The sequence below is a fragment of the Saccharicrinis fermentans DSM 9555 = JCM 21142 genome, from assembly GCF_000517085.1.
In the GTDB taxonomy this organism is placed as follows: Bacteria; Bacteroidota; Bacteroidia; order Bacteroidales; family Marinilabiliaceae; genus Saccharicrinis; species Saccharicrinis fermentans.
In genome coordinates, this window is record NZ_KI912107.1 from 3,780,635 (window position 1) to 3,804,459 (window position 23,825).

Below are 23,825 nucleotides of genomic sequence, written 5' to 3' on the forward strand. Positions count from 1 at the left end.
CACAATCTTAGAAAAAGTGTATAAATCCATTATAATAAAAATAGGCTCCAATGTGCTCACTAAAGACGACGGCACTCTTCATGATCAAAGAGTATCACACTTGGTGGACCAAATAGCCCAGCTGCACGACCGAAACAAAAAAATCATTTTAGTTTCTTCCGGAGCCGTTGCGGCAGGCAGGTCAATGGTGCAGGTACACAAAAAAACAGACACCGTTTCTTCTCGTCAACTACTATCTTCGGTTGGCCAGGTAAAATTACTCAACACCTATTCAACACAGTTCGAGAAACATCATATCCAATGCGCACAGGTTTTAGTGACCAAACAAGACTTCAGATCCAGAGAGCACTACCTGAATATGAAAAATTGCCTTTCAACTTTATGGGACAATGATATCGTTCCCATCATCAACGAAAACGATGCAGTATCTGTCACAGCCCTTATGTTTACCGACAACGATGAACTGGCAGGACTCTTAGCAACCATGATGAACTCCGAGGCACTTTTTATCTTGAGCAATATCAATGGCATCTACAACGGAAACCCCGATAAAAAGGACACACAAGTGATCAGAACCATCGACAGCGCTCACACCGATTTATCAGCATATATCTCCACCACCAAATCTAATTTCGGCCGTGGAGGGATGTTAACCAAATGTAAGATAGCGCAAAAGACGGCAGCATCAGGCATATCGGTCCACATCGCCAATGGCACCATCAAGAACATATTGATTGACTTAAATAACGCCCCCAAAAAGGTAGAACACACTCATTTTACAAAGGGAGAAAAATACCCCGCTGTAAAAAAATGGATGGCCTACTCTGAAGCATTTGCCAATGCTCAGGTTTATATTAACCAGGGTGCTATGGAAGCTTTAAATTCAGAAAAAGCTACCAGTTTATTATTGGCCGGTGTGACACATATGCAGGGTAACTTTAAAAAGGGCGACTTGCTAAAAATTATGTCTGAAGATGGGAAAGCAATAGGGATAGGAAGGGCCAAGTACGACCGATCGAAGGCCGATGAACATCTGCACGATAATAAATATCAGCCGCTAATCCATTATGATTATTTGTATTTATTTTAATTATACGTTCAAATTCTAAATCACTCATAGCATGCAATGTTTACAACAGTTCGAAAAAGTTAAAGAAGCCGCACGCGGGTTGTCCAGAATATGTAAGGATGACATTACAGCCTTATTGAACCAATTGGCAGACGAAGCGGAGAAAAACATCCCTGCACTCCTACTGGCCAACCAAAAGGATTTGGAGCGTATGGACAAGGAAGACCCCAGATACGACCGTCTGATGCTAAGTAAGGAACGAATAGAAGCCATCGCCTCAGATATTCGCAACGTAGCCAAGCTTCCCTTTCCCATTGGCGAAGTACTGGAAGAAAAAACACTGGACAACGGCATGACTCTACAAAAAGTACGTGTCCCACTGGGTGTGATTGGTGTTATTTACGAAGCTCGTCCCAATGTAACTTTCGATGTTTTTTCACTTTGCCTGCAATCAGGAAATGCCTGTGTACTTAAAGGTGGTAGTGATGCAAATTATTCCAACAAGGCCATTGTTGCTTTAATTCATCAGGTATTAGAGAAACAAGGCTTGAATCCGGAGTTACTACAACTGTTACCACCAGACAGATCGGCAGCCAACGAGCTGATGAACGCAGTAGGATATGTGGATATACTCATCCCCAGAGGATCGCAGGGTCTTATTAATTCGGTTCGCGACAATGCCAATATTCCAGTCATCGAAACAGGTGCCGGTATCGTACATACCTATGTGGATGCGTCAGCCAACATTGAAAAAGCATCACATATTGTAGCCAATGCTAAAACCAGAAGACCGAGCGTATGTAATTCTCTAGACTGCTTGGTACTACACAAAAGCCAACTAAAAGAGCTACCATCGATCATGAGGGAGTTAAAAGCCTTTGACGTAGAAGTATTTGCCGACGATGCATCTTTTGCCAGTCTGAAGGATAATTATCCTCCTAAGCTATTGCAAAAAGCAACCCCAGCATCCTACGGAACAGAGTTCTTATCCAATAAAATGTCCATAAAAACGGTGGACAATTTAGACGAAGCGCTCAATCACATCTATACCTTTAGCTCCAAACACAGTGAAGCGATTGTAGCAGAAGACAGCGAAGCAATTGCACGATTCTTCAATGAAGTAGACGCTGCTGCTGTGTATGCAAATGCCTCCACAGCCTTCACCGACGGTGCTCAGTTTGGCCTGGGTGCCGAAATAGGTATCAGCACCCAAAAATTACATGCCCGTGGACCAATGGCACTAAAAGAACTAACTAGTTATAAGTGGTTGATCAAAGGAAATGGTAATATCCGTCCTGCATAAACCAAGCTTAAACAACAATATAATTAACACATAAAACAAGCCATGATAAAGGATTTCTCACACAAGAGCATGATTCGTCTCTGTGAGTTCCATATGGCCATTAAGAAACAAATTATAAACATATGAAAAGATTTTTAAAAGTTGAAGATATAGGAGACCTAAAGAAAGCATTACAGGATGCCGTTGAAGTAAAACAAAACCCTTATGCTTTTCAAGAATTAGGAAAGAATAAAACCATCATACTGGTATTTTTCAACTCCAGCCTTCGTACACGTTTAAGCACACAAAAAGCTGCCATGAACATGGGCATGAATGTAATGGTACTTGACATCAACAAGGACGGTTGGAAACTAGAAACCGAAATGGGCGTGGTAATGGACAGCGACAAACCAGAACACATCAAGGAAGCTGTTCCGGTAATTGGACAATACTGTGATATGATTGGCGTTCGATCTTTTGCTACCTTTGAAAACAAAGAAGATGACTACACAGAGAAAGTCATCAATCAATTTATCCAGTATTCAGGTGTTCCTGTCATCAGTTTAGAATCTGCCACACGCCACCCTTTACAAGCTTTCGCTGATTTAATTACCATCGAAGAGCACAAATCTAAGGCGCGTCCAAAAGTAGTACTAACCTGGGCTCCCCACCCCCGTGCCCTCCCCCAGGCAGTAGCCAATTCATTTGCTGAATGGATGAAAGAAGCTGATGTGGAATTTGTTATCACCCACCCCAAAGGATATGAGTTAGCCGAAGAATTCACTGCTGGCGTTGAAGTAGAATACGATCAACGTAAAGCCTTCGAAGGTGCCGATTTTATATATGCCAAAAATTGGTCTTCCTTTAAACAATATGGACAGGTTATTTCACAGGACAAAGATTGGACAGTTGACGAAGAAAAAATGGCTTTGACCAACCAAGCCAAATTCATGCACTGCCTTCCTGTACGCAGAAACATGATTGTGAGCGATGGCGTAATCGAAAGCGAAAATTCACTAGTAGTACAGGAAGCTGCCAACAGAGTTGTTTCGGCACAAACCGTGATCAAAAGAATTTTAGAAAGTCTGTAAGCAAAACAAAACATATCATGCAAAAAATAACCATCGTCAAAGTGGGAGGCAAAGTTGTTGAAACGCCAGAATCACTGCAAGAACTACTTCATGATTTCGCAGCCCTACAAGGACATAAAATACTGGTTCACGGAGGAGGTAGATCGGCAACCAAAATTGCAAAACAGCTGGGTATTGAAACGCAAATGGTCGACGGCAGAAGAATCACCGACCTGGAAACACTCAAAGTTGTAACCATGGTATATGCCGGTTTAGTCAACAAGAATATCGTTGCTTCATTGCAGGCCAAAGGAGTTAATTCTGTAGGCTTAACAGGTGCCGACCTCAATCTCATCACAGCCATTAAGCGCCCTGTTAAAGATATCGACTACGGTTACGTTGGCGATGTTAAGTCAGTACAGATTAAAGAACTAACTACATTGATCCAAAGGGATGTTGTACCAGTAATCGCCCCCTTAACACACGACGGCAAGGGAAACATGCTTAACACCAATGCCGACACCATGGCCTCTTCGTTAGCCAGCGCCCTGACACAAGAGTTCGATGTACAACTGATATATTGCTTCGAAAAGAAAGGCGTCCTCAGCAATCCTGATGATGATGACACTGTTATTACAAACTTAACATACAAACTATTCAAACAATACCAAGAAAGTGGTACTATTGCAGCAGGCATGATACCCAAACTAGATAACGGATTTAACGCACTTACAAACGGGGTTAAAAAGGTGATGATCACCAATACACAAGGACTAAAGGAAGGTATAGATACCGGAACCATACTAACGAATGAATCATGAAAAGCATCCAGACCTACAGTAAGGAAGTCATTGAACTGTTGAAAAAACTGATTGACACAGAATCATTAAGCAGGCAAGAGGACCAAGCAGCTGATTTAATGGAGTTTTTTTTAAAAGAAAAAAAACTGTCCGTTAATAGAAAAAAAAACAACGTGTGGGTTTGGGCGAGCAAAAGAAACAGCAACAAACCTACCATCCTGTTAAACTCTCATTTAGACACGGTAAAACCATCATCCAAATGGACCTATCCACCCTTTGAAGCAACATTAGAAGGCGATTCCCTTTATGGACTGGGAAGCAACGATGCAGGCGGTCCACTGGTTTCTTTGCTGGCTACTTTCTTGTTGTTATCAGAAAAAGAGCAACCCTATAATCTTGTCTACGCAGCAACCGCCGAAGAAGAAATATCGGGTAAAAATGGAGTAGAACTTATACTAGATGAGCTGGGCACTATAGATCTGGGTATTATTGGGGAGCCAACTCAAATGCAGATGGCAGTGGCCGAAAAAGGATTATTGGTATTAGACTGTGAAGCCAAAGGTAAATCAGGTCATGCTGCCCGAAATGAGGGACTCAATGCCATATACCAGGCCTTGTGCGATATTGAATGGTTTAAAACCTTCCAATTCCCTGAGACATCAGACCTTTTTGGCCCTGTAAAAATGACCGTTACACAGATACAAGCAGGCACTCAACACAATGTAGTCCCCGATAGCTGTAAATTTGTAGTGGACGTTCGCCTCAACGAAAAATACAGAAATCAACAGGCCGCCGACCTTATACAAAGCAAGGTAAAATGCAAGGTTAGCCCAAGGAGTGTACGCTTAAACAGCTCCTATATTCCCTTGGAACATCCAGTGGTTCAACGAGGATTAGAACTAGGTAGAAACTATTATGGTTCACCAACAACATCAGATCAAGCACTGATGACATTTAACACTTTAAAAATAGGACCCGGCGATTCTGCACGTTCCCACACCGCAGATGAGTATATCAGAATAAGCGAAATAGAAGAAGGAATTAAAATATACTTTCAATTATTAAATGACTTACAATTAGACCATTACATAAACGATAAAATCATGTGATAAATATCATATTTTTAACAATTCAATTTGAATTTATAAGTTTATTAACTTATATTTGCCTCAACTATAAGAAATAGTGATAACGCTGTTGACAATCCGTAATTACCATCTTTTTAAATTACTTGGGGGGAGAATATCAATAATAAGCAACCAATTGCCAAAAGCAAGGGGTGTGCAAAAAAGTGAATAGAGATAAATGAAACTTTGGGACAAAGGCATAAAAGTAAACGATAAAGTTGAACGTTTTACAGTAGGTAAGGATCGTGAAATGGATCTGTATCTGGCTCCTTTTGATGTATTAGGAACCATGGCACATATCACAATGCTCGAGAGCGTTGGATTATTACAAAAAAACGAATTAGATCAACTATTAAGTGAGTTACAAAACATATATACTACCACACTTGAGGGTAACTTTAAAATTGAAGATGGCATTGAAGATGTGCATTCTCAAGTGGAAATGATGTTAACAGAGCGTCTGGGGGACATCGGTAAAAAAGTACATAGTGGAAGATCAAGAAACGATCAGGTACTGTTGGATTTAAAACTTTTTATCCGTAAAAAGATTGAAGAAGTTGTAGAGGCAGTTCAGGATTTCTTTGGAGCCCTGCAAACACAAAGCGAAAACTACAAAGACTACCTTATTCCTGGGTATACACATTTACAGGTGGCTATGCCCTCTTCATTTGGGCTATGGTTTGGAGCCTATGCAGAAAGCCTGACCGACGATATGCAGATGCTGAAGGCGGCATGGAAAATCACCAATCAAAACCCACTGGGTGCAGCAGCCGGCTATGGCAGCAGTTTTCCTCTAAACAGACAGTTAACTACCAGCCTACTGGGATTTGACAACATGAACTACAATGTAGTATATGCCCAGATGGGAAGAGGAAAGACAGAAAAAAATGTAGCTATGGCACTTAGCTCTGTGGCATATACCGTTGGGAAATTTGCCATGGATGCATGTTTATATATGAGTCAGAACTTTGGTTTTTTAACCCTCCCTGGAGAATTAACCACGGGATCGAGCATCATGCCTCACAAAAAAAATCCTGACGTTTTTGAACTAATCAGAGCCAAATGCAATCAAATTCAAGCACTTCCAGAAAGCATAGGGATAATCACAGGAAACCTTCCTTCCGGTTACTTCAGAGACCTACAACTTATTAAGGAGAACTTTTTACCTGCCTTTGATGAGTTAATCAGCTGTTTGGACTTAGCTACGTTTGCGGTAAATAACATCACCATAAAAAAAGATGTACTCCAAAACGAAATGTACAAATATGCATTTAGCGTTGAAGAAGTCAATAAATTAGTTTTGCAGGGCATCCCCTTTAGAGATGCTTACAAACAAATTGGAAAGATGATTGAAGATGGAGCGTTTGACCCCGAGATAAACGTAGCACACACGCACGAGGGAAGCATAGGAAATCTCTGCAATCAACAAGTTCAACAAAAAATGGAAGGCCTCATTGATTCCTTCAATTTTGAAAAAGTTAACAAGGCATTAAAGTCTTTATTGGAACTAAAATAGGAGAAAGAGAACATGATATTATTGGAAAATCTGGCTAAGATGGCCGTACAATCTTGCGAAATCGAAAAAGAACTGTTTGACCAAATGGGGGTCAAGAGGGGCTTGCGTAATGCCGATTTCTCAGGTGTACTGGTTGGCTTAACCCATATTGGAAATGTGGTCGGATACAATAACGAAGATGGTAAACTAGTTCCCTGCGAAGGAAAACTTTACTATCGTGGTATCGAGCTTAAAGATCTGGCCAAAGGATTTCTATCCACTGGCCGTCATGGTTTCGAAGAAACAGCTTACTTACTACTCACAGGACAGCTGCCCAACCAGACCGAACTCAATGACTTTACGGAATACCTTGCCGAACAAAGTGAACTACCGCCCTTCTTCTCCAAAAGCATGATCTTATCACTGCGGGGACGAGACGTTATGAACATGTTAGCTCGTTCGGTACTTGGTTTATATGCGGCAGATGAAGAAGCAGAGGACTATAGCCATGTAAACATCATGAAACAGGCCATTAGTTTAATTGCTAAATTCCCTGTTATTGTTGCTTATGCCTACTATGGCATGCGTCACTCTTTTCAGCGTAAGTCATTGATCATCCGCCACCCTCAGAAACACCTAAGCCTGGCAGAAAATTTTCTTTATATGCTAAAGGGCAATGAGTATACAAAACTTGAAGCTGACTTACTGGATTTATCTTTGGTAATACATGCAGAACACGGGGGCGGTAATAACTCCACATTTACAACTCGGGTAGTTAGCTCAGCTCAAACCGACACCTACTCTGCCATTGCCGCAGCTTTAGGGTCGCTTAAGGGAGGACTGCACGGTGGCGCTAATCTAAAAGTAATTGACATGATGAATAATATCAAAGAAAATGTCAAGGATTGGAGTGATAAAAAAGAACTATCTGCCTACCTGCTTAAACTGCTTAAGAAAGAAGCTTTTGACCACACCGGAAAAATTTACGGCATCGGCCATGCCATCTATACCTATTCAGATCCCCGGGCTGTATTGTTGAAAGAAAAAGCACGAGAGCTAGCTGAAGAGAAAGGCCGTATGGATGAGTTTAACCTATACACCCTTATAGAAGAACTAGCCCCTGAAGTTTTTTATAGCTTCAAGGGAGAAAATGCCAAAATAGTCTGCGCTAATGTTGACTTTTATTCGGGATTTGTATACGAATGTATCAAAATCCCCAAAGAAATATATACTCCTATATTTGCCATTGCCCGCATTGCAGGATGGGCAGCGCATCGCATAGAGGAGGTTACATTCTCGAGCCGAAGAATCATTCGTCCGGCATACAAGTGTGTAATAGATCGCTCTACTTATCTTCCATTAGATTCGAGATAAGTGTTTTTGTTGATTGGGTAATGAAAAGGCTGTCTGTGGGGGAAACATCAGACAGCCTTTTTTATGACTTTTTTTTCAATTACTAAACAAAAAATTGTAAATTGAAACTGGTTTAAATCTTTTAATCTACCCAACCATGACGGAAAAGTTAATTCATCAAAGTCTCCATACAGAAGTAGCCTGCTGCACCAAACATATGATTGATGAATTCAATCATAGCCCGTTAAAATCAGATGTTTTCTTGAGTAACCTGTTTGGTAAACTTACCATTCAATATGAAGATTTATACGAGGCAATGAACCAAAGCAATGAAGATTCAGACGTAGAAGAAAAAGACCTGATACGCGACGACAAAATACGTGCATTACTTAACATCCTCAATGATCATATGCACCACCCAGACAACAACATTCAAAAAGCAAGTGCAAAAGTAAAACAGGTGTTCGATAAATATGGAATGGGAATGATCAACGAAGGTTATACGATCGAATCATCTATTATACATTCCTTACTAAAAGACCTAGATGAACCTCACATTCAAGTTGATATACATCAAATACCATCATGTCAAACTATTTGCGATGCGCTTAAGCAAGCCCAACAAGATTTTGAAAATGCGCTAAAACTTGAAAAATCAAAAATGATACGCATAGGCATGAAAGAAAGTGCCAGAAGCATCAAAAGACTTATCTTGGACACAATAAATAACCAACTGATAAACTACCTAAACAGCATGCAACAAACCAACAACAACTACGACACCTTTTTTAAGACCATTCATCAAATCATTACCCATAGCAATGCCCGGACAAAATCGCTGGAAGAAAAAAAATAAATACAGGGAAAAATATTCAATTTGACGGTGATCAGGCCCCCTTTCTTTTATCCATTGAAAGCTGCTAGGATAAAACTTTTATCACCGAGGACAATAACGACTGCAGCAAGCTCCATATCACCAATAAAAAACAAATTTTAGACACCTGGAAATATATTTATTTACTACCTTTGCGCCCGGAACAAATTACGGAGTTTTAAGCATGTACAACGCAGTAGCTACTCCGCATTAAATAATGGATTATCTTGATGTTATGCCTGAAATAAAAGGAATTAAATTGGTACTCGAAGATGGAACTGTCTTTGAAGGTAAATCTTTTGGATACCACAAGTCAATTTCCGGAGAGGTTGTTTTCAACACTGCCATGACCGGTTACCCCGAAAGTTTAACAGACCCATCGTACAAAGGACAAATTCTGGTTTCTACCTACCCTTTGATTGGTAACTACGGAGTACCTAAAGACGAAACAGAGGAACATGGTATTCCATTATTTTACGAGTCAGATCAAATTCATATTTCCGGATTGATTATTTCTGACTACTCCTTTGAATATAGTCACTGGAATGCCAAAAGCTCTCTTAGCGAATGGTTAATAAAAAACGAAGTTCCCGGTATATTTGACATTGACACGCGTGCATTAACAAAGATCCTTCGCGAAAAAGGATCCATGTTAGGAAAAATTTTGATCGATGACGAAGACATCGATCAATACGATCCCAATCAGGATAACTTGGTGGCTCAAGTAAGCACCAAAGAAAGAAAAGTTTACGGCAAAGGAAAACACAAAGTGGTTCTTGTGGACACAGGTGCAAAATATAATATATTACGCTGCCTCCTGAAAAGAGACACTACCGTGATTCAGGTACCCTGGGACTTCGACTTTACACAAGAGGACTATGATGGTGTTATGCTTTCAAACGGTCCAGGTAACCCGGAGATGTGCTCTATTACGGTAGAAAACATTAAAAAAGCCATCGAAATAGGGAAGCCTATTTTTGGCATCTGCCTGGGCAACCAACTACTAGGTATAGCCGCCGGAGGTAGTACCTACAAATTAAAATATGGTCACCGTGCCCATAATCACCCTGCCATAAGAGTAGGCACCAACAATTGCTATATCACCTCACAAAACCATGGTTATGCTTTAGATAATGATTCCTTAACCGATGATTGGGAACCTTTATTTATCCATATCAACGACCAAAGTAACGAGGGAATCAGACACAAGTCCAAACCCTTTTTCTCCACTCAGTTTCACCCAGAAGCTTCAAGTGGGCCAACAGATACCGAATTTTTATTCGACGACTTTATCCACTTAATTGAGGAAAGTAAAAAATAATAATCACCGTTTTCCCGAATGATGTATTAAACACATTGCAATAGATGCGCTCAATACATCATTCGGAAAACAATTTTAACCTACCCACCATCTCTAAAAATACACAACTGCACATCTCTTACCAACACAGCCCCCGCGTATTGTTTTGGGCACCTCTACTGTATATTTGCAGGTAATTGAGTATTCTAATGGAAATTACTCATTTATTGAGAATCGTCAAATATAATTATTGCCCAATTGTGAGCTTCTATGATCTTCTCGCATCAGTTTTAAAGATTGACATGTCTCTAAACGTCCCTTTATTCCCGGAGAGATCAATTTCAAAGTCCCTCATGATCAATATACAACAATCAATAAGAACACCTAGCAAGTGGAAAATTTCATTATTATAATCTATTAAGGCAACTCATCTACCAATGCATATAGCTCTTTATTCTCAACATTGGTACGTAATACCAACTTTTTAAAAATCGCTTGCGTCTCGTCCATAAATTCAAGGGGTCTTTCTTTTATCTTATGCTCATTGGACCACCTTTTATCATAAGAATTTAACAAGTCTACAATATCCCCCATTTCATCAAAAAACCGCTGAGCCGTATGAGCAATATTTGAATCTTCATGCCGCAGTAAGGTGGGATATATCACCTTATCTTCAATCGACAAATGAAATTTCAACTTCCCAAACAAACCCGAAATTAACAACCTAACTTCACGAGCATTGAACATGAGCATTTCCACATCTAGCTTCCTATCAATCTTATCAATAGCACCTAAAATATCTTCATGTTGTTTTCTGTATCTTTGTGTATTCATTTTGAATTTTTAAATAATTTAAACCAAGTTAGCCAACAACATCAACAGGCAGCCATTTAATTCCGTAATGGACACGACTAAGCCTCCCTTTGCTTTGGATACTTTTGAAACCAATAAGTTTACTGATTGTAAATGACTGTTTCAAACATTATTTTAAGTCACTATATTATTCCTGGTACAGAGAGCTATTTTGCAGGATAAATTCAATAATACTTACGAAGTTCCAGTTAAAATCTTATTTTTGAAATATAATTAACATCACATTCACATTATGAATTTACTGGAGGCTTCAGGCGTAGTAAAAAAATATGCTAATCACCTAGCACTTGACAACCTAGACGTTCAGGTTCCTAAAAATAAAATCTTTGGACTTCTTGGTCCCAATGGAGCAGGAAAAACCACCTTTATACGGATCATCAATCACATTACAATGCCCGACAAAGGGGAAATTCTATTCGATGGCATTCCGCTGAATGCAGAAGACATTTATAGAGTCGGATATTTGCCCGAGGAGCGAGGACTTTACAAAAAGATGAAGGTGGGCGAGCAAGCCATGTATCTGGCACGCCTAAAAGGCATGTCAAAATCTGACGCTTTCAAGAAACTAAAGTACTGGTTCGAGAAGTTTGAGATAGCCGCATGGTGGGATAAGAAAGTGGAAGAACTATCAAAGGGCATGCAGCAAAAGGTACAATTTATTGTCACCGTTTTGCACGAACCGGAATTACTCATCTTCGACGAACCCTTTAGTGGTTTCGACCCCATTAATGCCAATCTGCTAAAACAGGAGATACTAGAGCTAAAAGACAAAGGCTCCACCATTATTTTTTCCACCCATAACATGAGTTCAGTAGAGGAGCTGTGTGATAACATTTGTTTAATCAACAAATCCAAAAGCATCCTAAAAGGTAATGTTGAAGAAGTAAAACATGCGTTTAAAAACAATGAAGTCATGATCGAATTCAATGGCGACGACAATCTTTTTAAGGCAAAGCTAAACGACGATTATCAAATTAAGTCACTGGTAAAAAAACACGATAGCTTTATCGCCAAAATCAAATTAACCTCTGAAGATAAAACCAACCACCTACTCACAACCCTCCTCCCGGACTTCAAAATAAGATCGTTTCAAGAGATACTACCGAACATGGACGAGGTATTTATTAAAGCCGTAGAAAAATCAAACGCTGCCTATTAACCATTTAGTTATCAAACATGAACAAGATATCATTAATTATACAACGAGAATATATTACCCGGGTCAAAAAGAAGAGTTTTATCATTATGACTTTCCTTAGCCCCATTATATTTGCTGCCATAGCCTTTGTTCCAGCCTGGCTAAGCTCTCAGGAAGACACCAAAGAAAAGATCATTGCTATTGACGACTCCACGCAACAATATGCACAAGCACTAAATAGCACACAGTACATTAAATACCAAACGCTTGCACCAACAGAGGCGCAACAAACAAAACAAGAGCTAACCCAACATTTTGATGCACTCTTGCTTATTGAGCATGATTTACTTCAGAACAAACCCATTGTTCATCTGTACTCCGAAGGCCAGGTAACCATGGATGTCATTGACAATATCAAATCCAACCTCAATGCACATATCCGCCAATTAAAACTTGAGAGTTACCATATAGAAGGGCTCGATGTTAAGATCAAAGAGTTAAACCAACTAAAAGTAGAAATAAAAACTACGCGACTAGACGAAGATGGTTCTGAGAAACAAAGCAGTGCCGAGATAGCTATTATTATAGGCATGGCATCCGCCTTTCTCATCTACATGATCATGGTTTTGTATGCCACGCAAGTTATGAGAGGCGTCATTGAAGAAAAGACAAGTCGCATTGTTGAAGTGATGATATCTTCAGTAAAACCCTTTCAACTGATGATGGGTAAAATTATAGGCATCGGTTTAGTGGCTCTCACCCAATTCTTTTTATGGATCATCCTTACTATAGGAGTTCTATTTAGCGCACAAGCAGTACTTACGGACAAAGGCAATACTCAAGAAATAACGCAATCCATCAGCAACCAGCAAATGGTAAATGAACAACTCAACACCAATGAAACCGCACAAGTATTCGAAAAGATCAGCAACATCATAGGAGATGTGAACCTTCCTTTCATCCTAGGCATGTTCCTATTTTATTTCATTGGTGGGTATTTAATCTATTCTGCACTGTTTGCAGCCATTGGTTCTGCCATAGACAATGAAACAGAAACACAACAATTCGTCATGCCTGTATTGCTACCCCTGATACTATCCATTTATGTTGCTCTATTTGCATTCCGAAATCCACATGGCGACATTGCCTTTTGGTTTTCGATGATCCCTTTAACCTCACCGGTAGTCATGATGTCCCGGATACCATACGATGTGCCCCCATGGGAGCTCATTTTATCCATGAGTATATTAACTGCCTCATTCATATTATTTACTTGGTTTGCCGCAAGAGTGTACAGAACCGGTATTTTGATGTACGGTAAAAAAGTGAGTTACAAGGAAATTTGGAAATGGTTTATTCAAGCCGGAAAATAGAAAACACATATGCAAATTGCAATTATAGACCTGGGTACTAATACTTTTAATCTATTAATAGCCAGAGTGGACAAGAATAACAGCTATACTATTCTATCAGAAACAAAATATCCTGCCAAGATTGGCAAAGGAGGCATTCAAAAAAGAACCATCACCCCTGAGGCATTCGAACGTGGACTAAAAGCACTTCAAACACATTTAGACACCATTGCTCAATACGAAGTAGATGCTATACACTGCTTTGCCACTTCCGCCATCAGATCCGCCGAGAATGGAGGCGATTTCGTATCCAAGGTAAAAGAAAAATTTAACCTTGACATACAAGTTATCCAAGGCTCACAGGAAGCCGGATTGATCTACGACGGGGTAAAACAAGTATTACCCATTGGACAAGAGAAAGTACTGATTATGGATATTGGCGGAGGGAGTACCGAATTCATCATTGCCAATACAGATGGTGTAGTATGGAAACACAGCTTTGAGTTAGGAGCTGCCAGAATGCTTGAACTGGTAAAGCCCTCTGATCCCATGCAAACAGAAGAGATAAAACATGCGGAAGAAATCATTGCGCACAAGATAGCTCCTCTGCTCCAAGAACTTCAACACCATCAAATCAGCAAACTGATTGGCTCATCGGGCTCCTTCGACACCATGGCTGCCATGATAGCAGCCGTGGAGCACCCTTTACTAGATATGAGCAAGCTAACCAGTTATCAAATCAGCAAACCTCACTTTGAAAACCTACATCGTCAATACTTACAAAGCTCCATTCAACAACGCCTTAAAATGAAACGGATGGATCCTGACCGCGTTGAAATGATTGTACTGGCCTCTATTTTTATTAAATTCATGCTCGATCATTTAAGCCTAGATGAACTATTCCAGTGCAGTTACGCACTTAAAGAAGGCGCTATCTATCAAATAATAAACAACAAAAAGTAAGAATACATGGCAAAAATATTGGTAATTGACGATCAAAAAAGCATTCGTAATACACTAAAAGATATTTTGGAATACGAGAGCCACGAGGTTACACTAGCCGAAAATGGAGAAGAAGGCATTGATCTTTTTGAAAAAGATAAATTCGATATTGTATTGTGCGATATTAAAATGCCCAACATGGATGGCATGGAAGTATTAAACATTATCGTAGGCAAAAACCACGAAATTCCTGTTGTGATGATATCAGGACATGGCAACATAGACACCGCAGTGGAAGCCATCAAGATAGGAGCTTATGACTTTATTGAGAAACCTCTTGACTTAAACCGATTATTGGTGACCATACGCAATGCCCAGGAACGAAAAGATTTGGTGGTAGAAACCAAAGTCTTGAAACGTAAGGTGAGTAAGACCTACGACATGATAGGAGAGTCTGAGGCCATTGAAAAAGTAAAAGAAATGATTGACAAGGTGGCACCAACCGATGCCCGCGTGCTAATTACCGGTGGAAACGGAACAGGAAAAGAGTTGGTAGCCCGCTGGTTGCACGAAAAAAGCAAACGTGCCGACCATCCCTTTGTGGAGGTTAATTGCGCTGCCATACCCTCAGAACTTATTGAAAGCGAACTATTTGGCCACGAGAAAGGTGCTTTTACATCAGCCCACAAACAACGCAAAGGTAAATTTGAACAAGCCAACGGAGGAACTATCTTTTTAGATGAGATTGGCGACATGAGCTTGAATGCTCAAGCCAAAGTATTACGTGCATTACAGGAAAATGTAATCAGCCGTGTGGGTAGTGACAAAGACATAAAAGTAGATGTCCGTATATTGGCAGCCACCAATAAAAACCTAAAAGAAGAGATTAAAAACAATCACTTTCGGGAGGATTTATACCATAGACTAAGCGTGATACTCATTCATGTTCCTGCTTTAAACGATCGCAAAGAAGACATCCCCTTACTGGCTGCGCACTTTAACACGATCATATGTGCCGAACTAGGAATCAGCGAAAAAAAGATTGAAGAGTCAGCCATTGAAGAACTTCAAAAACTGAACTGGACAGGTAACATTCGTGAGTTCCGCAATGTAATAGAAAGGTTAATCATTCTTTCGTCAGACATCATTACCTCCGCTGACGTAAAAACCTATGCGGTTCCACAGATGTAAGCCTTATTCACACTCACAAAAAAGCCATTGATAAAAAAATAGTTCCACGAAGCCATGCGTATTGAAAAAGACTTTATCGGATCTTGTGAAATTCCCAAAGATGCTCTTTACGGAATAAACTCGCTCAGGGCAAAACAAAACTTTCCTAATTCAACGGCTTTTCATAAGGAGTGGTTTAAAGCAGTTGGCATCGTAAAGCATGCTTGTTATAAGACTTACCAGAAGTACAAACAAGCTGCCTTGCAAAAATACCCCGAAAAAAACCTACATTTCATGTCCGATGAAGTGATAGAGGCATTAAAATGCGCTTCCATTGACATATCCAAAGGGAACTACTTTGAGCATTTCATCATTCCGGCCATACAAGGAGGAGCCGGGACAAGCATCAACCTAAATATAAATGAGATAATCAGCAATCTCGCATTGCAAAAATTAGGTAAAGAATTGGGTGAGTATCACTTTATCGACCCCATTGAACATGCGAATATATACCAGTCAACCAACGATGTAATTCCCACCGCCTTAAAGGTGGCCCTTATTTTTCTCTTTAAAGAGTTGGATGTTTCCATCAACCGCACTACGCAAGCACTGGAAAAAAACGAAACAAACACACGTAACCGGCTACGCCAGGCATACACGCAAATGCAAACAGCAGTTCCCTCATCGTACGATAAACTCTTTGGCGGGTATGGCAACGCTTTATCGCGCGATTGGTGGCGTGTAAGCAAATGTTCAGAACGCATTAAAGAAGTAAATCTGGGAGGAGGGGCCATCGGGACAGGCATCGCAATCCCTTCCTATTTCATCATGGAGGTGGTCAGCCAACTACAACGCCTAACCGGACTCCCCATCACACGCTCCGAAAACCTTTCAGACACCACGTCCAATCTAGATAGCCTTGTTGAAGTGCACGCTAGCCTAAAAGCACATGCCGTAAACATGGAAAAAATGGCGGCCGACCTCAGGCTAATGGCATCTGACTTATTTAAAAACAGAGAGATACTCTTACCTCAAAAACAGGTAGGAAGCTCTATCATGCCAGGGAAAGTAAATCCGGTTATTAGCGAGTACATCATATCATCCGCACATAAAATATATGCCAATGACCAATTGGTTAGCAGTCTGTGCGCACAGGGCTGCTTAGATTTAAATGCCTATCTACCCACCATTGGTCACGCCATGATAGAAAGCACCAAACTGCTCATTACCTGCAACCGAACCATTACCGATAACTTACTGACAGGCTTACAATTTAAAAAGATTCCAGACAAAGCATCTATATTAAAAAATCCATCACTCACTACTGCCCTATCGCCTTACATAGGCTACCATCAAGCAACCCAGTTGGCAGACCTTATGAATACTGAACATTGCAGCATATCAGAAGCTAACACCAAGCTTCAGTTAGTTGATCCAAAAACATTAGATCATCTCTTAAAACCAGCACAACTTTTAAAACTTGGCTACCGTTTAAATGATGTTATTGATAATAAAATTTAACCATTTGTTATATTTTTAAAACTTCTTTCTTATTTTTAACCAATCTTTTACAATAATCTATATGAGCGATCAAGTTCAATTTACGTACCATCTCCATCCTCCAGGCAAAGCGACCGGAAGTCTGTTGGTGGGTAATAAAAACACATCCTTTGAAATAACCAATATATGCAATCCACTATATGATTTACTAAAAGGACTTGTATCTATGGTTGTGGAACCCAGGCATCTTTGGGATGAGGACAACACGATATGGGTTGACTGGTTTAACGAGACCTCCTGTATCAAGTGGATACTCAATACCACAGATGGCAAGGATTTAAAGATTAGAATCATTTCAACCAAGGACATATTTGACGAAAGCAATGCAGAGGTAATATTAGAAAGTGGCTGCGATTTTATGGAATTTTGTCAGGCCATCATTTCAGAACTTGATCGGTTTATCAAAGAACTTGGCTTGCTAAACTACGAGCAGATATGGAAGAAAGACGAATTTCCCATCACCTATCACCTCATTCTTAAAAAATATCTAATAGAACATAAACTTTGGAAATCCATTGACAACAAGACGGATAATCTATACGACGAAATAAGTATTTTAGAGGCATAGTACTTATAAATAATCGGCGGCATTTCTATCTACCTGCACAAAGGGAGCCACAGCTCTATTGTATATTCCTAAAACATAAGCTATGGCCATCCCATAGTTGGTAACCGGAATTCCGGCATCTACTGCAGGCTTTAGTCTATTCACCAATTGCTTGCGTGAGATCATACATCCACCGCATTGAATAACAATTGCATAATTTTCAATTGGTACGGGTAACTTATCGAAACCTGCAACCACATCAAACTTGTGCTGCTTTCCCGTGAAGTTAGAAATCCATCGCGGTATTTTACTTCTACCAATATCATTGCATGAAACATGATGCGTACACGATTCCAGCAGCAACACCCGGTCACCCTCTTTTAGTTCAGACAATTGAGGGGTTCCCTGTAAGTAATTGGAAAAATCTCCTTTAAAACGTGCTAGCATAATACTAAAGCTAGTCAAAGGAATATCCTGAGGGATGGATGCATCAGCTTTTAAGAACACCTGGCTATCGGTAATTACCAGAGCCGGCTTCACCTTTGTCTTCATCAAAAAAGCATCCACCTCGCGCTCCTTCAACACTATACAAACAGCATCATTATCAATAACATCGCGAATTGCCTGTACTTGAGGCAATATCAAACGTCCCTCTGGAGCTTCAATATCAATGGGGGTAATCAATAAAACGATATCGCCCTGCTGAACAATATCACCCAACAAACTCGGATTAGAATAAGCCGATTCTGGTATACTCCCTTGAATACAGCGGATCAATTCTTCGGTCTCTGTATCCTTATTCATCACAAGAAAACCAGCACTATCCAACGTACGCACCTTCTCTACCAAAGAATCATCGGGTGTTGAAAGGTCACTCTTACTATACACGATAATAAAAGGTACATCACGCTCCCTAAGTTTCTTAATGACCCTATCCTCCTGACTTTCAAAAATATTATCACTAATCAACAAAATAGCCAAATCAACCTGCTCAATTATCTTCTCTGTTTTCTCAATCCGTTTTTCACCCAAAAGACCTTCATCGTCAATCCCGGCTGTATCAATAAATACTACCGGACCAAAGCCAGGTATTTCAAAAGATTTTTTAACAGGATCAGTGGTTGTCCCAAGCACATCCGAAACAATGGCCACCTCTTGTCCTGCCAACTTATTGACCAACGTACTTTTACCATAGTTTCTCCTTCCAAAAACACCAATATGAGCTTGTTTATCCTTCGCCATTTTTATTTACAAAGTAAATAATTCTTTATCATACATACCCCGTAATCAGTACCCAAAAAAAGAACAAAAGCGCTTCATACAATTTGTATGGCAGCAAACCAAAATCATGTTGCACAATATCAATAAAATTACGTTATTGTATATCATTCGTGTTTTACTGCACTAACAGGGGATTATGATTCAATTTGACGAACTACAATTGGCATTAAACGAACTAGAAACAATCGTTGTCGTTACCGACACAAAGGGCAACATACGATATGTTAATGACGCATTTGTATCTAAGTATGGATATTCGCGAAAAGAAAGCATGGGTTCCAACCTAAGAATGATCAGAACCGATTACCACGACGAACAGTTTTACAAGAACCTATGGAAGACCATTCTGAGCGGCGAAACATGGGAAGGCATATTCCTCAACAAATCAAAAAAGGGAAGACTGATATGGGAGGAGGCTAAAATATCGCCCATTAAAAAAGATGGTAAGCTGAACGGTTTTATTGCTATTAAAGATGACATCACCTATAAAAAAGAGTTGGAAGAACAATTCCATAAAGAAAAATTTTTACTCGATGAATTATTTGACAATGCGCCAGTAGGCATATTACTTTTTAAACCCTTATACACCGACGACGCCATTTCCGATTTAATTGTACTAAAAGCAAATTCCATTGCAGGAAAAGTCTTTAATCAACTAGGTTTGGTGGGCCAATCTCTCAAGCAATTTATTCCTGAGTTTCCCGAAATCACAGCGCGAGCCACCCAAATGCTTTTAGAAAAGCAGAACTTTGAACTCTATTTCAAAAGCCTCAATAAACATTTAAACATGCGTACATTTCCATTGGAAAATGAACGATTCTGCATGTATGTACATGACGTTACACAATATAAAAACAACATTTCGGCCCTGCAAAAAAGTGAGCTTCGTTACTCTACCCTGGTTGAGGATTCTCCTGCCTTGATCAGAAGGTTTAACACCAAGGGAATCATCAGCTATGTAAATAGCTACTATGCCAATTATTTCAACAAAACACCGGAGCAACTTATTGGAGATAACATATTTGAGCTACAATGGCAAGTAGAAGCAAAAACATACAGACAGCAACTTGAAAAATTATCGCCCAGCTACCCTTTTATCGAATACCAGCAAGAGATAGTATTTCCAGATGGCAGCAAGCGATGGCAAAAATGGGTAGACCGTGCTCTGATGGATTCCACAGGAAACATAGTAGAATACCAGTCTGTGGGCATGGATTTTTCACAATTAAAAATGACCGAAAAATCCTTGGAGGAACAGAAAAATAGATTAGACGCAATTTTTGAAAACTCCATTATGGGCATTGGGGTATTAGATCATAAAGGAAATATACGCATGGCCAATGCACGTCTGAAAGAGATGTTTGAATTCAACAATGACAAAGAGGGTACCAACTACAACTACTTTAACTTTGCTATTAAAGAAGAGATTTCTGACGCTCAATCCAACCTCAAAAAAATATTTGAGCACAAAATCTTAGATAACTTCAACATACAGAGAAAATTCCTAACCAAAAACGGCAAAGAATTTTGGGCGGATATCTTTGCTTCGGCTATCGCAACTGCCGACAAAAAACATACAGAAGCCGTTGGACTGGTGATAGATATCACCCAGAAATACCGTATGGAACAAGAGCTCAAAGCCAGTGAAAAAAAATTAAAACAACTCAACAACACCAAAGACAAACTATTTTCTGTCATTGCCCATGACATCCGGAATCCATTCAATGCCATTCTTGGATTCTCAACCTTACTCAACAAAAAAATTGATGAATTTGGTCCCCGGGAAATCAGGGAGTTTACGCAGAAAATACTAGAAGCCAGCGGGCAGACCTACAAATTACTGGAAGACTTACTCACTTGGGCAAAATCACAGCTGGGACAGCTTAGAGTCAACAAAATAGCTTTCAACCCACACGATATTATTAATGATTGCTTTGAGTCACTACTGCCCAATGCCCACAGCAAAAACATTCAGTTACAAAATAAGGTCTTGGATCAACTCAACATTGAAGCAGACATAGACATGTTTAAATTTGTCATTAGAAATCTGGTTCATAACGGCATAAAATTCTCTCACCCAAACTCCACCGTAGAATGCGGCTCCATAGCCACCGACCAACCTGATACCATAACGATATATGTGAAAGACAGTGGAGTTGGCATTCAGGCCGAAAAACTCAAAATATTATTTAACCTGGACGATTTTATTTCTACACAAGGTACTTTATCCGAGAAAGGAACTGGATTAGGTCTCTCATTATCAAGGGAGATGATAGAACTAAATGGAGGCACCATATCCGTCACCAGCACTATAAATGCTGGTTCAGAATTTCGTGTAACCCTACCAATCAGGTAAAAACAGCCTAATAGGCGATTCAAAGCGAGAGATGAGGATACATCCATCCCCAACAAACACCCGCTCATCATATGTTTAAACACTTTTTATTCAGACAGACTAATTATTGGTGTCTTTTTTTAAGCTCTTTCGCCAAATCTTCAATTCGATATCCTTTATGGGTCAGCAACACAATCAAATGATAAAGCAAATCAGCACCCTCGTACAAAAAGTTTTCATCATCATTCGCCATTGCTCCAATAACAGTTTCGATAGCTTCCTCACCCACTTTTTGCGTAATTCTTCTGGTTCCCTCTTTAAACAGCGAGGTTGTATAAGAACCTTCAGGCATCTCCGCCTTACGCTTATCGATAAAATCTTGCAAGAAGCTTAAAAACGTAACGTCCGCAACATTTTTTTCATCAAAGCAAGTATCGGCTCCCGTATGGCAAGTTGGCCCAACAGGGTTGGCTTTTATCAACAGCGTATCATCATCGCAATCTAAAAGTATAGATACAACATTTAAAAAATTTCCCGACTCTTCTCCTTTGGTCCACAATCGGTTCTTGGTACGACTAAAGAAAGTCACTTTACCTTCGGCCTGTGTTTTATCAAATGCTTCCTGGTTCATAAAACCAAGCATAAGCACTTTGTTGGTACTGGCATCCTGTATGATAGCAGGCACCAATCCATTTCCTAATTTATCGAAATCTATTTTCATTTTCTTTTAAGTATCAAGCTAAAAGCTATTGTAATTTTATATCCTATCTATTTATAATCTCACATTTACACCCTCCTGCCGCAAGTAACTCTTCAGGTCAGGAATTGCTATTTCTTTATAATGAAAGATACTGGCCGCCAGTCCTGCATCCGCCTTACCAGCGGTAAACACATCTTTAAAATGTGCCATACTACCCGCACCACCACTGGCAATAATTGGAATGGACAATTCGCTTGACATTTTAGCCAGTGCTTCATTGGCAAAACCTTGCTTTACCCCATCGTGATCCATGGAGGTAAACAATATTTCACCAGCTCCTCTTTCTTCAGCTTCTTTGGCCCATGAAAACAGTCTTTTCTCGGTAGGAATACGTCCTCCATTTACTGTCACCACCCACTGGTCAGCTTCCAAATGCTTAGCATCAATTGCCACAACCACAAACTGACTGCCGAAATTCTGTGCCATATCATTGATAAGTTGGGGATTTTTAACGGCCGACGAATTGATACTAATTTTATCGGCACCGGCATTTAACAAGGCCTCAGCATCTTTCAGCTCGCTAATCCCCCCTCCAACAGTAAACGGGATATTAATATGCTTTGCAATACGTTTCACCAAATCAACAAAGGTTTTACGCCCCTCATGACTCGCAGTAATATCCAAGAACATCAATTCATCGGCTCCCTGGCTCGCATATAAGGCACCCAATTCCACTGGATCTCCAACCTCTTTAATGCCTACAAATTTAATTCCCTTAACGGTCATGCCGTTTTTGATATCCAAACAAGGTATGATTCTTTTTGCCAGCATTATGCGTATTTTTCTAATTGTTTCAATTCAATTTTACCTTCGTAAATCGCTTTTCCGGTGATGACGGCAGGCACTTTTGCCTCCACCAAATCGTCAATATCTTTCAGGCTGCTTAATCCACCACTGGCCACCAGATAAAGATCCGGAAAAGCAACCAGAATTTTTTCATATAATTCTGTAGCAGTACCTGTTAGCATCCCATCTTTTCCTATGTCGGTACAAATAACCTTTGAAATTCCTTTGTTTATATATGTTTCAATAAATGGCATCAGTGCACTATCAGAAGTCTCAGTCCATCCCGACACGGCAATCATTTCATTCTTCACATCAGCTCCCAGTATTATTTTTTCAGGGCCGTATTTCTCTATCCATCCGGTAAACACCTCTTTATTTTTTACGGCAATACTACCACCTGTTATCATCTGGGCGCCACTCTCAAAGGCAATCCTCAAGTCTTCATCACTCTTTAAGCCGCCCCCAAAATCTATGATCAAGTTAGTTTTAGATGCAATGGTTTCCAGCACCTTATAATTAATGATCCTACTAGCCTTAGCTCCATCCAAATCCACCAGATGAAGTCTTTTTATTCCATGGTCCTGAAACATCTGAGCCACTTCCAGCGGATGTTCGTTATACACTTTTTTCTGTGCATAGTCACCCTGACTAAGTCTCACACATTTACCATCAATAATATCTATCGCCGGAATTATATCTATCAAAGCCATA

General features: G+C 39.9%; 21 protein-coding genes. 16 read left to right on the forward strand and 5 right to left on the reverse strand.

Annotated elements, in window-relative coordinates:
• The first annotated feature begins 16 nt into the window (after positions 1–16).
• From proB to carA, 9 genes are all read left to right on the forward strand, one after another.
• The gene (gene proB / locus CYTFE_RS0115370) at positions 17–1,090 is read left to right on the forward strand and encodes a glutamate 5-kinase (RefSeq protein ID WP_235208307.1); all 1,074 of its coding nucleotides are present in this window, start codon (positions 17–19) and stop codon (positions 1,088–1,090) included.
• Positions 1,091–1,121: 31 nt separating this feature from the next.
• The gene (locus CYTFE_RS0115375; protein WP_027472513.1) at positions 1,122–2,372 is read left to right on the forward strand and encodes a glutamate-5-semialdehyde dehydrogenase; all 1,251 of its coding nucleotides are present in this window, start codon (positions 1,122–1,124) and stop codon (positions 2,370–2,372) included.
• 122 nt (positions 2,373–2,494) lie between these two features.
• A complete protein-coding gene (locus CYTFE_RS0115380; protein ID WP_027472514.1) occupies positions 2,495–3,442 on the forward strand; it encodes an N-acetylornithine carbamoyltransferase in 948 nt (315 codons plus the stop codon).
• Positions 3,443–3,459: 17 nt separating this feature from the next.
• Entirely contained in the window at positions 3,460–4,242 is a 783-nt protein-coding gene (gene argB, locus CYTFE_RS0115385) for an acetylglutamate kinase (protein WP_235208308.1), read from the forward strand.
• The gene (locus CYTFE_RS0115390) at positions 4,239–5,330 is read left to right on the forward strand and encodes a M20 family metallo-hydrolase (protein WP_027472516.1); all 1,092 of its coding nucleotides are present in this window, start codon (positions 4,239–4,241) and stop codon (positions 5,328–5,330) included. The genes argB and CYTFE_RS0115390 overlap by 4 nt, the downstream gene beginning before the upstream one ends.
• 196 nt (positions 5,331–5,526) lie before the next feature.
• The gene (gene argH, locus CYTFE_RS0115395) at positions 5,527–6,864 is read left to right on the forward strand and encodes an argininosuccinate lyase (RefSeq protein WP_027472517.1); all 1,338 of its coding nucleotides are present in this window, start codon (positions 5,527–5,529) and stop codon (positions 6,862–6,864) included.
• Positions 6,865–6,876: 12 nt separating this feature from the next.
• Positions 6,877–8,217, forward strand: a complete 1,341-nt coding sequence (locus tag CYTFE_RS0115400) for a citrate synthase (protein WP_027472518.1) — start codon at positions 6,877–6,879, stop codon at positions 8,215–8,217.
• Positions 8,218–8,353: 136 nt separating this feature from the next.
• Positions 8,354–9,052: a DUF6261 family protein gene (locus CYTFE_RS0115405; RefSeq protein WP_027472519.1), complete on the forward strand. Its 699-nt coding sequence runs from the start codon at positions 8,354–8,356 to the stop codon at positions 9,050–9,052.
• A gap of 235 nt (positions 9,053–9,287) precedes the next feature.
• Positions 9,288–10,391, forward strand: coding sequence for a glutamine-hydrolyzing carbamoyl-phosphate synthase small subunit (gene carA / locus CYTFE_RS0115410; RefSeq protein ID WP_244880333.1), 1,104 nt, complete (start codon positions 9,288–9,290; stop codon positions 10,389–10,391).
• A gap of 396 nt (positions 10,392–10,787) precedes the next feature.
• Here carA and CYTFE_RS0115415 read toward each other — a convergent pair whose 3' ends face one another.
• Complete coding sequence (locus tag CYTFE_RS0115415; RefSeq protein ID WP_027472521.1) at positions 10,788–11,204, reverse strand: hemerythrin domain-containing protein; 417 nt, start codon at positions 11,202–11,204, stop codon at positions 10,788–10,790.
• Between the two features lie 271 nt (positions 11,205–11,475).
• On the opposite strand from CYTFE_RS0115415, the gene CYTFE_RS0115420 reads away from it, so the two are divergent.
• From CYTFE_RS0115420 to CYTFE_RS0115445, 6 genes are all read left to right on the forward strand, one after another.
• Complete coding sequence (locus CYTFE_RS0115420; RefSeq protein ID WP_027472522.1) at positions 11,476–12,402, forward strand: ABC transporter ATP-binding protein; 927 nt, start codon at positions 11,476–11,478, stop codon at positions 12,400–12,402.
• Between the two features lie 17 nt (positions 12,403–12,419).
• Positions 12,420–13,754: an ABC transporter permease gene (locus CYTFE_RS0115425; protein WP_027472523.1), complete on the forward strand. Its 1,335-nt coding sequence runs from the start codon at positions 12,420–12,422 to the stop codon at positions 13,752–13,754.
• Between the two features lie 9 nt (positions 13,755–13,763).
• Positions 13,764–14,696, forward strand: coding sequence for a Ppx/GppA phosphatase family protein (locus tag CYTFE_RS0115430; RefSeq protein ID WP_027472524.1), 933 nt, complete (start codon positions 13,764–13,766; stop codon positions 14,694–14,696).
• 6 nt (positions 14,697–14,702) lie between these two features.
• Positions 14,703–15,866 (forward strand): sigma-54-dependent transcriptional regulator, encoded by a 1,164-nt coding sequence (locus tag CYTFE_RS0115435; protein WP_027472525.1) that lies wholly within the window; start codon positions 14,703–14,705, stop codon positions 15,864–15,866.
• Positions 15,867–15,920: 54 nt separating this feature from the next.
• Positions 15,921–17,366, forward strand: a complete 1,446-nt coding sequence (locus CYTFE_RS0115440) for a lyase family protein (RefSeq protein WP_027472526.1) — start codon at positions 15,921–15,923, stop codon at positions 17,364–17,366.
• 61 nt (positions 17,367–17,427) lie between these two features.
• Positions 17,428–17,973, forward strand: coding sequence for a hypothetical protein (locus CYTFE_RS0115445; RefSeq protein ID WP_027472527.1), 546 nt, complete (start codon positions 17,428–17,430; stop codon positions 17,971–17,973).
• Positions 17,974–17,976: 3 nt separating this feature from the next.
• On the opposite strand, the gene hydF is transcribed toward CYTFE_RS0115445, so the two are convergent.
• A complete protein-coding gene (gene hydF / locus CYTFE_RS0115450) occupies positions 17,977–19,194 on the reverse strand; it encodes a [FeFe] hydrogenase H-cluster maturation GTPase HydF (RefSeq protein WP_027472528.1) in 1,218 nt (405 codons plus the stop codon).
• A 175-nt stretch (positions 19,195–19,369) separates the two neighbouring features.
• Between hydF and CYTFE_RS0115455 the strand changes: the two genes are divergently transcribed.
• Positions 19,370–21,589, forward strand: coding sequence for a PAS domain-containing sensor histidine kinase (locus CYTFE_RS0115455; RefSeq protein ID WP_027472529.1), 2,220 nt, complete (start codon positions 19,370–19,372; stop codon positions 21,587–21,589).
• 103 nt (positions 21,590–21,692) lie between these two features.
• Here CYTFE_RS0115455 and hisIE read toward each other — a convergent pair whose 3' ends face one another.
• Genes hisIE through hisA form a run of 3 tightly spaced genes read right to left on the reverse strand, consistent with a single transcriptional unit; the run spans position 21,693 to position 23,824 of the window.
• Complete coding sequence (gene hisIE / locus CYTFE_RS0115460) at positions 21,693–22,289, reverse strand: bifunctional phosphoribosyl-AMP cyclohydrolase/phosphoribosyl-ATP diphosphatase HisIE (RefSeq protein ID WP_027472530.1); 597 nt, start codon at positions 22,287–22,289, stop codon at positions 21,693–21,695.
• A gap of 51 nt (positions 22,290–22,340) precedes the next feature.
• Entirely contained in the window at positions 22,341–23,099 is a 759-nt protein-coding gene (hisF, locus tag CYTFE_RS0115465) for an imidazole glycerol phosphate synthase subunit HisF (RefSeq protein ID WP_027472531.1), read from the reverse strand.
• Complete coding sequence (hisA, locus tag CYTFE_RS0115470; protein ID WP_200871372.1) at positions 23,099–23,824, reverse strand: 1-(5-phosphoribosyl)-5-[(5-phosphoribosylamino)methylideneamino]imidazole-4-carboxamide isomerase; 726 nt, start codon at positions 23,822–23,824, stop codon at positions 23,099–23,101. The genes hisF and hisA overlap by 1 nt, the downstream gene beginning before the upstream one ends.
• Between the last annotated feature and the right edge of the window lies 1 nt (position 23,825).

What these genes read in the sequence shown, in the direction of transcription:
- CYTFE_RS0115375 (WP_027472513.1), top strand. Translation starts at nt 1,122, where the DNA reads ATGCAATGTTTACAACAGTTCGAAAAAGTTAAAGAAGCCGCACGCGGG.
- CYTFE_RS0115380 (WP_027472514.1), top strand. Translation starts at nt 2,495, where the DNA reads ATGAAAAGATTTTTAAAAGTTGAAGATATAGGAGACCTAAAGAAAGCA.
- argB (WP_235208308.1), top strand. Translation starts at nt 3,460, where the DNA reads ATGCAAAAAATAACCATCGTCAAAGTGGGAGGCAAAGTTGTTGAAACG.
- CYTFE_RS0115390 (WP_027472516.1), top strand. Translation starts at nt 4,239, where the DNA reads ATGAAAAGCATCCAGACCTACAGTAAGGAAGTCATTGAACTGTTGAAA.
- argH (WP_027472517.1), top strand. Translation starts at nt 5,527, where the DNA reads ATGAAACTTTGGGACAAAGGCATAAAAGTAAACGATAAAGTTGAACGT.
- CYTFE_RS0115400 (WP_027472518.1), top strand. Translation starts at nt 6,877, where the DNA reads ATGATATTATTGGAAAATCTGGCTAAGATGGCCGTACAATCTTGCGAA.
- CYTFE_RS0115405 (WP_027472519.1), top strand. Translation starts at nt 8,354, where the DNA reads ATGACGGAAAAGTTAATTCATCAAAGTCTCCATACAGAAGTAGCCTGC.
- carA (WP_244880333.1), top strand. Translation starts at nt 9,288, where the DNA reads ATGGATTATCTTGATGTTATGCCTGAAATAAAAGGAATTAAATTGGTA.
- CYTFE_RS0115415 (WP_027472521.1), bottom strand. Translation starts at nt 11,204, where the DNA reads ATGAATACACAAAGATACAGAAAACAACATGAAGATATTTTAGGTGCT.
- CYTFE_RS0115420 (WP_027472522.1), top strand. Translation starts at nt 11,476, where the DNA reads ATGAATTTACTGGAGGCTTCAGGCGTAGTAAAAAAATATGCTAATCAC.
- CYTFE_RS0115425 (WP_027472523.1), top strand. Translation starts at nt 12,420, where the DNA reads ATGAACAAGATATCATTAATTATACAACGAGAATATATTACCCGGGTC.
- CYTFE_RS0115430 (WP_027472524.1), top strand. Translation starts at nt 13,764, where the DNA reads ATGCAAATTGCAATTATAGACCTGGGTACTAATACTTTTAATCTATTA.
- CYTFE_RS0115435 (WP_027472525.1), top strand. Translation starts at nt 14,703, where the DNA reads ATGGCAAAAATATTGGTAATTGACGATCAAAAAAGCATTCGTAATACA.
- CYTFE_RS0115440 (WP_027472526.1), top strand. Translation starts at nt 15,921, where the DNA reads ATGCGTATTGAAAAAGACTTTATCGGATCTTGTGAAATTCCCAAAGAT.
- CYTFE_RS0115445 (WP_027472527.1), top strand. Translation starts at nt 17,428, where the DNA reads ATGAGCGATCAAGTTCAATTTACGTACCATCTCCATCCTCCAGGCAAA.
- hydF (WP_027472528.1), bottom strand. Translation starts at nt 19,194, where the DNA reads ATGGCGAAGGATAAACAAGCTCATATTGGTGTTTTTGGAAGGAGAAAC.
- CYTFE_RS0115455 (WP_027472529.1), top strand. Translation starts at nt 19,370, where the DNA reads ATGATTCAATTTGACGAACTACAATTGGCATTAAACGAACTAGAAACA.
- hisIE (WP_027472530.1), bottom strand. Translation starts at nt 22,289, where the DNA reads ATGAAAATAGATTTCGATAAATTAGGAAATGGATTGGTGCCTGCTATC.
- hisF (WP_027472531.1), bottom strand. Translation starts at nt 23,099, where the DNA reads ATGCTGGCAAAAAGAATCATACCTTGTTTGGATATCAAAAACGGCATG.
- hisA (WP_200871372.1), bottom strand. Translation starts at nt 23,824, where the DNA reads ATGGCTTTGATAGATATAATTCCGGCGATAGATATTATTGATGGTAAA.